General features: G+C 57.0%; 6 protein-coding genes and 1 pseudogene. 2 read left to right on the top strand and 5 right to left on the bottom strand.

What is annotated here, in order from left to right:
• Nucleotides 1-307: 307 nt before the first annotated feature.
• Nucleotides 308-712 (top strand): annotated as a pseudogene (locus tag QCE73_RS27890) (integrase core domain-containing protein); the annotation flags it as partial.
• A 571-nt stretch (nt 713-1,283) separates the two neighbouring features.
• Nucleotides 1,284-1,808, top strand: a complete 525-nt coding sequence (locus tag QCE73_RS27885) for an NADAR family protein (RefSeq protein WP_309884495.1) — start codon at nt 1,284-1,286, stop codon at nt 1,806-1,808.
• On the opposite strand, the gene QCE73_RS27880 is transcribed toward QCE73_RS27885, so the two are convergent.
• Genes QCE73_RS27880 through QCE73_RS27860 form a run of 5 tightly spaced genes read right to left on the bottom strand, consistent with a single transcriptional unit; the run spans nt 1,782 to nt 8,897 of the window.
• Nucleotides 1,782-2,882, bottom strand: a complete 1,101-nt coding sequence (locus QCE73_RS27880) for a PfkB family carbohydrate kinase (RefSeq protein WP_309884494.1) — start codon at nt 2,880-2,882, stop codon at nt 1,782-1,784. The genes QCE73_RS27885 and QCE73_RS27880 overlap by 27 nt on opposite strands.
• A complete protein-coding gene (locus QCE73_RS27875) occupies nt 2,857-3,963 on the bottom strand; it encodes a hypothetical protein (protein WP_309884493.1) in 1,107 nt (368 codons plus the stop codon). The genes QCE73_RS27880 and QCE73_RS27875 overlap by 26 nt, the downstream gene beginning before the upstream one ends.
• Nucleotides 3,960-5,855 carry a hypothetical protein gene (locus QCE73_RS27870; protein ID WP_309884492.1) on the bottom strand — a complete coding sequence of 632 codons (1,896 nt, stop codon included), beginning with the start codon at nt 5,853-5,855 and terminating at the stop codon, nt 3,960-3,962. Before QCE73_RS27870 ends, QCE73_RS27875 begins: the two co-directional genes overlap by 4 nt.
• Nucleotides 5,848-6,957, bottom strand: a complete 1,110-nt coding sequence (locus QCE73_RS27865; RefSeq protein WP_309884491.1) for a hypothetical protein — start codon at nt 6,955-6,957, stop codon at nt 5,848-5,850. Before QCE73_RS27865 ends, QCE73_RS27870 begins: the two co-directional genes overlap by 8 nt.
• On the bottom strand, nt 6,954-8,897 hold the full coding sequence (locus tag QCE73_RS27860; protein ID WP_309884490.1) for a hypothetical protein: 1,944 nt from the start codon (nt 8,895-8,897) through the stop codon (nt 6,954-6,956). The genes QCE73_RS27865 and QCE73_RS27860 overlap by 4 nt, the downstream gene beginning before the upstream one ends.
• Nucleotides 8,898-9,036: the final 139 nt, after the last annotated feature.

The following is a 9,036-nucleotide window of genomic DNA, read 5'->3' as shown; positions in this document are numbered from 1 at the left end:
AACAAGGATTCTTGATCCCCGTTCGAGCCCCGAAACAGGCGCCTTTCTCTGGCGCCATTACGCCGAAAACACCCGGCTCCTTTACGGCGAAAGGCAACAGCTGCTGAGCCAGACCGGCGACTGATACTCCGGGACGAAGTGCTGCCTCAATTAAGGCGCGTTTACTTTTTTCGTCATAACGACGACGGCCATCGCTGCTGCGACGCACTACTGCCAACTCTGAGTCCATGCCAGTCATAGGTGTCCACCTCAAGATAGGTGGACACCTATGGTCCTCGCTACTGTCGCTCACTGCCAGACGTCGAAGATGGACCGCTTACGGTCAATTCGCTCTGCACGCGTGATCGAAGTGCTGTCACAGCTGATCAGCCTGCATGGTGCGCCGCGCTACTTGCGCTCGGACAACGGGCCGGAATTCGTTTCGCACGCCATCCTGAAATGGGCGGCACAGAACGGCATCGATATGGCACTGAGCGATCCCGGCAAGCCATGGCAGAACGGCGCCGATGAGAGCTTCAACGGCAAGTTCCGGGACGAATGTCTGAGCCTGGAATGGTTTCGGACGCGGGTCGAAGCCAAGGTCGTAATCGAGCAATGGCGGCGCCACTACAATGCTATCCGACCGCATTCGAGCTTGGCCTACCTGACACCCAACGAATTCAAGAAGCAGCACTGTTCAACTGAAGCAACCGAGGCCGTTCTTCAAGATTGAAACGGTCCGGAGAAATCAGGCAGGTCAGATGGGCGCCAATGGTGCCGACTCTCCTAGATTGGCAACTTGGCGCTCGATCTGTCGCGAATCGACAGATTTCATTGGGTTCTAAGGCATTCAAACGCAATCAGCTCCCAGCGAAACCGAGCAAGGAGGAATTCACGGATGAAGTGAAGACGGTAGAGACGCGTTGCCGGAGCCAGTCCCTTTACATCTCCCGGAGCTACGCGTTGAAGCGCTGACTTTCGTTACCACGAACTTCGCCACCACGACGGTCCGACTTTTGCCGGTCGCACTTATCGTGCTCGACTGAAAGCTCGCCCACGCTCCCCTTGCGCCCCCCAATCCGAGGTCGCACAGCCTTACGGATGACCGACAATGCCTACGGTCAAAGACCTTTTGACCAACGATTTAACGGTGGTCCGAGAATGGTCACGCGGCGCAGGGTTGATACAATACGCGCTTCCTCCGGTCGTTCGAAAGCGGCGGTGCTGCCCCCTCCATATTTGGCCAGCGATGTGACACCGGCAGGGACATCGCATAATCCTAGCCACGAGCGAAAATTGACCTTATGCAAGAGATAGAGTTCTACCGCGCTAGCGAAAAGCCATACGGCGTTTTCAGCAACTTATACAAGCGCGCTATTATTTTTGAAGATGTCGAGTATCCCACCTCAGAGCATGCCTATCAGGCAGGAAAGGCCAGGAAGGATAACGTGCGTGCCTGGCTCATGGCGGCGCCCTCACCTTCATTGTTGGCTATGGCAGCACACGGCCTGTATGTTTGGGACGTCCACCCAGACTGGTCCAAAACCAAGTTCGATCGAATGAAGCGTGTTCTTCACGCAAAGTTCTCGCAGCATCTCGACCTTCAAGAGATCCTGCTGTCGACTGGCGATGCACGACTGGTCGAGGCTGCGACGGTTGACAATGCTGTGAACCGACTATGGGGGGAGGTCAAAGGCGTCGGCAAGAATATGCTCGGGACGCTCCTGATGGAAGTCCGTGAAGAGATCCGGGCGTCCCTGACATTACCCGCAGCGCCAAAAAACAAAGCCTCCCGCAAAAAATCAGACAGCAAGAGGCTCGCAGCATAGTCTCGCGGAATTCTTTTGGAACGGTTCCGACTTGGTACCGTGCCTGCTTGCAACACCGAGGCGCAACGGCGAATCGAAGCAACTGTACCAGTCCCTGTTGTCGAATATCTCCTCCCGCCCCGCCTCCATAATGGTAGCGAGCTGCTCAAGTCCCGACCTCGCTCCTTTTTGCGCCAGTCCCCGAGCGCCAGCGTGCATGCAGTTGAGCGCTGCGAGAGCCTGTCCAAACCGCAAAGCCTTGCAGACGGCGCTTTCAGCGAGCTTCGCAGATGCGCCAGACCGGTTCAAAGAATAGAGGAGACCAGCCGTACACCAGTCTCCTGCTCCGGCTGTGTCCACTACGTGGGGAACATTGAAGGCCGGCAAGGTCCGCCATTGCCCGTCGTGATTGGCCTTGGTGCGGAATCTCAGTCCCTTGGAACCCAATGTCTGAATGACGACATCGACGCTGCCGCAATCGAAGACGCGAAGTTCGTCGATCCGCTCATCTGCATATTTCAAGATGTGAGAGGCGTCAATCGCCCGTTGAAAGGTCTTGGCGTTGACATTGATCACCGAGGGTTCGAAGACAACGAGCGCTCCCCGTTTGCGATAGTTTTCTGCGAGATTCAGCGACCAATCAGTTATCCGGTCGAAGTAGAAGACATCCGATTGCTCGACCAACGCCAGCACGTTATGGCAGTAGCTTTCGTCTGCTTCTGTCGCGGCGAAACCTCGCTTCAGGCCACAAAACGGGCATGTAAAGCTGAACCTGTGTGTGTGCTGTTCGTCGCCCGGCCACTGATAGACTACGGGCGTCCGGGCGTGCCGTTCGAGGCTGATGAACCGCGTGTCAGCACGCAGGCCCTCAAACTCATGACGGATCCTCGCGCCCGCCACATCCTCGCCCAGTTTCGCAACCGGAACGCTCGACCAGCCAAAAAAGGCGAGAATTGCGAGTACATTGCCGGCCGATCCACCCAGCTCGGCCCGCGAACCGGCGTTTTGATCATCGAGCAAGACATCCAAGGCCAACAGGCCTGTGCCCACGACACGTGCGCGGATCGAGTCAGGCGTGGTCTTTGGGGGTTTCATATGGGACTCCAGCAAGCCAGACGTGCCATAAATGGTCGGGCAGATTAACATTCAGCCCGTCAGGTGGTGTTGACTCAGTAGTATACCCGATCGTCTCCACATACAGCATCGGCAGATCCAGTTCGATCGCTGCGAGCAGCATTCCCAGGCTACCCATGCGCCATCCGTTTGGCGAAAGGATGGTCGTCGCTAACTGGTCGGCTGCCCGGAACACCTCCTTCCGGCTAGCTTCCATCCTGGCGATTGAGTGGAAGACGTCCATGGGATCCGACTCGTGCGCATAGATGACATTGAGATGACTGCTTTCCCAGTCACCCAGGAACAGCGCCTCAAACTCAAAGAGCAGATCGTCACCCCGGCGCGGCCGAAGTGAAGGGAACGGCACGATCGGGCAAACTTCGGCGATCGGCGAACTCGCCGACAGTTGCTGAAACATTGTGTTCATCTGCGGCCGCGAATTCTCGGCCAACTGGGGGATCCAGAGTTTCAAAGTATCTGCTGAAACGTCAAGCCCCATCGTTCCCTGAAAGCCGTGCATCCACTCGGCGCGATCATTGGCCTCCGAATGCAGTTTAATGACGGGTTGATGGCTCATTGCCATCAACACATGCACATTTGCGTTTGGTCCGGCGCTACGTTCGATGGCCTGCTTCACAAGCGGGAAGCAGATGCCACGTGACATCCCGCTTGCGTCGATAACGATGTCTGTATATCCGGTTGAATACCATTGGTTCGCTACACGGGCGGCACCTCGTCCTCCAATGGTTGCACCGTCGTCTGCGACAATATTTACGTCCGTGAATTCGAGCTGCCCGGAGGGTATGTGAGCTTCAAGATACGACCTATGTCGCGCTCCCACTTCATTGAGGGTTCTCGAGCTGTCGCGACGTCTTTCGACGATAAACCGGAAGTCGATGTTCGCAAACTTGGCCAGGTGGGTGGCGAAGTAGAGGCTGCTGGTATCAATACCCACGGTTCCGATATACAGAACGCGTTGAGCCGACTTCAGGTGCCCCTCCAAAAAGGAAAGCACGTCGTCGTCCCGCTGTGAGTAACAGGTAGTCGTTGAAAAACGGTTCATTCGCCGATACTCGCAATCAGGTCGGAGAGATGTCCTTCGCAGAATCCGCCGCGGCCAAACGTCAATCCGCCCTTCAGTATCGGGAGGCCACCAAGCTGGAAAAGACACCACGTCTTGCGCTTACATTCGTAATTCTCTGTCAGTGAAATCGCGTTGTACGCGAGCGCGTAGTGCAAAACCTGGATCAGGCGACCGCCCTCCTTTTGAAACCGGTCCATCTCGGACTGCGGTATGCCAAATGCGTTCGCCCCATCGTCGAGCGGAGCGTTAGCCTCGAGTGTGCGTTCCTTGCAGCGCGTTGAGATGAAGGCAATCAACCGTCGTACCGCATCGCTATGCGGAAAATTCCATCGTTCGATCGAAGCGGTAGCCTGCTGAATGAGGACGTCGTTCTGGATCTTCGCATCCAGCTTTGGTTCGCGTCCACGCAGGATCTTCGTTTCAACATTGTCAACAAGCGAACCCGCAAGCTGGATAAATTGTTCAATATTTTCGCCACTCGCATCGACCAGTCGATCAAAACCAAAGTAATACGGTTTACCGTAGTCATGAAACAGCCGAAGATTGGCACCTGATATCAGTGCCGCGTTGACTGTGCGAGGCGTCACTTCCTCTTGCTCGTCTGCTTCGGCAGCGAACAGCTCGGTTTGGGGTGTGCGTCGAGACTCCCGGTTGATCAAGATCCGAAGCAGCGCCTGACGGGTATCTTCCGAAAGTTCGGGAGGAATCCACGACCTGATGGTGTCGATTCGCGTCGAACCAAAACCGCTTTCCTCGATCACTGCACGCACGTTCCTGGCAAGATGCTTCGAGTCCGTCGAGGACAGCGGCGCTTCTTTACCTGACAGACAATCCTCCAGTCGAATCGAGTGTCGGCGTAAGCTCGGCATCTGCTCAATGTACCGTTTCGAGATGTCCCTGACGGTAGTCTTGAAAGCGCGCCTTTCGGCGGGTCCCTTTTGCATCAGCTTGAGAATCCAGTCACGGTCCAGCTTGCTGCCCGCTGCGACCGTTGTGTGTTCTTCCGACTCCGAAGCCAGCGCGTGACGAAATACGTCTGGATTGATTGCGTCGACCCTTGTAACGAGCCACCGCGCGACCTTCAGTTCACGTCCCCTTAGCCATTGCTCGACATCCGCAAACTGATCCGGATGAAGCTCGTGCGCGTCGTCGACAATGCATAGGGGCTTTAGCGTGATCTCGCCACCTTCCACGCCGGCGACGGAAGGAAGGCGTATTGCCTCAATAATTGAGAAGGGTTCGTACGCACTTTGTGGTCCGACCTCGAGCAACTGATCCTCTGACGGGGCGACGAGCGCGGTGACGATCCTGAAGATGCGTTCCTCGACCGAACGGGCGTAGTTGCGAAAGGCGATAGTGTCGTCAGTGTGGATCAGCCGCGACTGGACCTCGAACTGCTCGCGCGCAACGACGCGTATTTTCGCCAGGTCAACACCCACGCCCTCGGCCTTGCGAAGCCACCCGAGAACGGCTCTTGCCTGAATCAAGGATCGGAGTAAGGCCGATCTGACTTTTGCAGAATACGGTAGTTCCCAGATGTCTCGCATGTCCGGCGTCGTGGCGAGCCGGAACGCGAGCACCCGGGGCCGCAGATCATCAATTACAAGGGATTCGGTTAACGCGCGCGTTACGTCCTTGTGATCGGTGCTCGGCAACGACCGCAAGAGGGACACTACCGTATCGAACTCGATCAGCCGCGCAATGGTCGTCTTGCCGCTTCCTGGCGTGCCGACAATGATGGCAAGCCGATCGAAGTAGGATGCCGCGTTACTTTCAAAAAACCGTCTTAGTGGTTCAGGGCTCAGAATTGATAGCAGCGCGCCCGGCGCATCGAAGTACTCTGTTGCGCGCTTTTTGAAGGGATTATCCATGGTCGGCGTGCCGCTTTTTTCGTGCAAACAGGGGGGTCATCCGGTGAGTCGGAGGCTTATGTCTAGAACCTGACGTGGCCCATAGAATCGCAACCGAATTGTTCGGCGTATTGTGATAGAGAACAACCGGCAGCCCACACTGTCGGTAGCCGTACCAAACGTCTGCTCCAAGGTGCTTGTCCTGGATTGACGGGTCATAATAGTCTTTGAGCAGCAGAACCAGGTCAGCCGCGCTGTCGTCGCTCACTACGATTTGCTCACTCAGCACCGCTGAAAAGGTTAGCGCGAAGCGAAACGTATCCACGGCCGCGCGGTATTGCTGCACGGATGCGGTCGCGAGGCCGGTGGCACGGCTGGATGCAAGATAGTGATGCACGTGTATGCAGCAATCGGCCGTGAGAAAGTTTCCAATACGGTCAGCATTTTGACCACAGAATGTTGGAATCTTCCCCTTCCACGGACCATTGTCATCTTTTCGAATCAACGTCGCGCCGGATGCCGTGAAGTCATCTATCAGGCAGACTCGCTCGAAAAGTGCATCCTCCGCAGCGAAGCCGTTCGCGTCAAGACGTTCCCGCAACGCTTCTTTTAGCTTTTGCCACTTTTCATTTGAAATCTCGCTGGCTGCCACCACCTGTTCGGTCGAAACCACGCCCTCGTTGTCTCGGCGGAACACGTCGATCTTCGCGCCATCACTGAGCGCGACATACAGCGTGCGGATTCCCATGATCGCAAGTCGCTTCTCTGCGTCTCGGTCACCCCAGGTTTTATAGATGGGAACGGCAAGACTCTCTGCCAGTTCATTGCGCATTGCCCGTTGAATTGCAGGCATCGACAAGGCCACGAGATGATGCATCTCACTCTGGCTCACGAAAACAAGATGCTTTCTGACGAAGGCATACGCCGCCGCCCGATCGGCCGGACGGAACTGACCAATCCAGGAGATCAGATTTACGTAAAAGCGTGAGCCGGGACTGTAACCTTGGTAGTGGTCATACTTCGCGGTCACCATCAGCCGCAGCCAGGCAAATTCCTCGGTCGCACGCGTTTCATCCCAGTCCATCAGGTCGGCGAGCAGTCGCATTGCAAGATGTGCCTTCACTGAACCTGTTCTCCCCCGGTCATGGATGCGGTGACATGCGCGATGAAGTCGCGGCTGAAGACAACGGCATCGCCGTCCATCTCCAGCGACTGTAGGTAAAATCGCGTGCCAGCAACGCCGGTAAGTCCGACTGGAAGAAAATTCCAGCAACTTCCCTTCGCAATCGATACGCTGTCGACACTAAGGCCAAGGCCGGTCGCCAGAAGCTCAAAGTCGTTGCCGTCAATGTCTCCCGAATCGCCGATTCGAAGTATCGTGCGTTCGCTGTCGCAGCCAATCATTTGTGCGACCGCCGAGACGACTCGTTCTTTGCCCGCCCGCTCGGTAATAATATCGATGGAATGCCCTGAAAAGACCACGCGCCAGCCACTATGGTTCTGGTTGGCAAGCCACTGCCTGGCATACGCGGCGACACGTGCTTTCGAAGAATGGTCGGCTAACCGCAAACTCATCTGGTCACCGCAGATTCTCGGTGATGCGCCCAGTGTATCGATCACGCCGGTCTGGGTGAGCCATTCCCCGAGTGCGAGCAGACGCGGGTCCGGCGCCAACTGAGGCGGTGCCGGTGCGTCGAGTCCTTGGATGATTCCCCCGCTGTAACAGCCGATGATGACGCGACTCCACAATGACTGATCCAGCTTCGCGCGCAGGTCATCATAAAGGGAATCACCGCGTCCCGTTGCGAAGCCAATCAGAACGCCGGCTCGCACGAGACGCTCGATCTCCGCGATCAAACTCGAATCGAGTCCATCGAACCGCATGTCCGTATTGCAGAAGGTTCCGTCGAAATCGCACACGAGCGCTCGGAAACGTGCTCCCCGAAGCCGGCGGCAGAACTCCAGCCCCGCCTGACTAAAAGCATGTTCGCGTTCCGGTGTTGTCACGGCTTCAGGAACCTTTCGCGCGATCGCAGGCGAGGGGCGCGAAGTGACGGGAATATGTTCGCCGAGATCTAGCGCATGTAACAGGCGTCCGAATTCCGGTACATGGGGACGTCCCGGGTCAACGCCCTGTTCGGCCGACAAAATATCTGTGATGAGCATCGCGTCGATGACGCTGACGATTTCTGCTACGACAGGATCTCCAGGCAACTCGATACGGATGACCGGCACGTCCGGGGGGAAAGTAGCAATAGTCGCTTGCGCGAGTCCCGCATCGCGGTCAGATGCCAAAGCCAGAAAGCAGGGAGCCGTTGTCGTGCGAGTGAGCTGCAGGTGACGTCCATGCGCGAATTGCCGGTAGTCGATGGTCTGGGAAGCACCCATTGCCGATTCCGCTAGCTTGGACTCGATATCAGTTGCTCCGATGGCGCCGTCACGGCCGTACAGCACGCACAGCTGCCGCCCTTCCGAAGTCGCTCTCGCCAGCCCTTGATCGGCAATCTGACGCCGGCGCCGAGTGACCCATCGATGGTCGAGTGCCCCGAAATACGAAGGTAACCCGGTCACGTCATAGGCGCGCGCCAGCAGGATCAACGTGGCAAGCAGCGAATTCGTCGCAAGGTAACCATCCTTGCCCCAGGACGGCTCGAAGCTTGCAACAGTCGCACCGGCGTCGCGAAGTCGTAGTGCGAGCGGGCCGTCCGGTGACAGCGTCACAGCGAAACCCGTCGCTTCGATCTCAAGCATGTGCTGCGCGGCCGCCAGCACGTCCCTGTTCTTGCCTTCTGCAGAAATCAGCGCAAACGCGCACGCGTCGGGCCTCACGTCATGCGCGAGCATCCCCACCGGCGTGATCGGGCGGGACACCTTCCTGAACTTGCGCTCGTGCAGCAGTGCCAGAAATGCTGCTGCGGTTGATGAGCCACCTGACCCGACAGATAGCAGGCTACGCCCTGAATGCGAGGCGACGATCCGGCGAAGCAGGTCGATGTCCTGCTCCAGTGCCCACCGAACTGCAGTAGGCAGAAATTCTATTTCCGCTGCAAATTCCTTACCCATCCCCACCGGCCCTCAGCTATTTGTTGTCCATTCCATGCGGCATGTTTGATGCCCCGGACCGCCGCTTAGAGCGTGATTATCACTGAAGTATCGACTTCGCGTCCTTCGCATGCCACTCGCCTCAAAACACAGTTCCAAC

It is taken from the genome of Caballeronia sp. LZ029, from assembly GCF_031451275.1.
GTDB classification, from domain to species: domain Bacteria; phylum Pseudomonadota; class Gammaproteobacteria; order Burkholderiales; family Burkholderiaceae; genus Caballeronia; species Caballeronia jiangsuensis.
Note: the sequence above shows the minus strand (reverse complement) of the source record. Positions and strands in the feature narration are given on the sequence as shown.

Bases quoted from the DNA above. Each gene is read 5' to 3' on its own strand.
- QCE73_RS27885 (WP_309884495.1), top strand. From the start codon at position 1,284: ATGCAAGAGATAGAGTTCTACCGCGCTAGCGAAAAGCCATACGGCGTT.
- QCE73_RS27870 (WP_309884492.1), bottom strand. From the start codon at position 5,855: ATGGATAATCCCTTCAAAAAGCGCGCAACAGAGTACTTCGATGCGCCG.
- QCE73_RS27880 (WP_309884494.1), bottom strand. From the start codon at position 2,882: ATGAAACCCCCAAAGACCACGCCTGACTCGATCCGCGCACGTGTCGTG.
- QCE73_RS27860 (WP_309884490.1), bottom strand. From the start codon at position 8,897: ATGGGTAAGGAATTTGCAGCGGAAATAGAATTTCTGCCTACTGCAGTT.
- QCE73_RS27875 (WP_309884493.1), bottom strand. From the start codon at position 3,963: ATGAACCGTTTTTCAACGACTACCTGTTACTCACAGCGGGACGACGAC.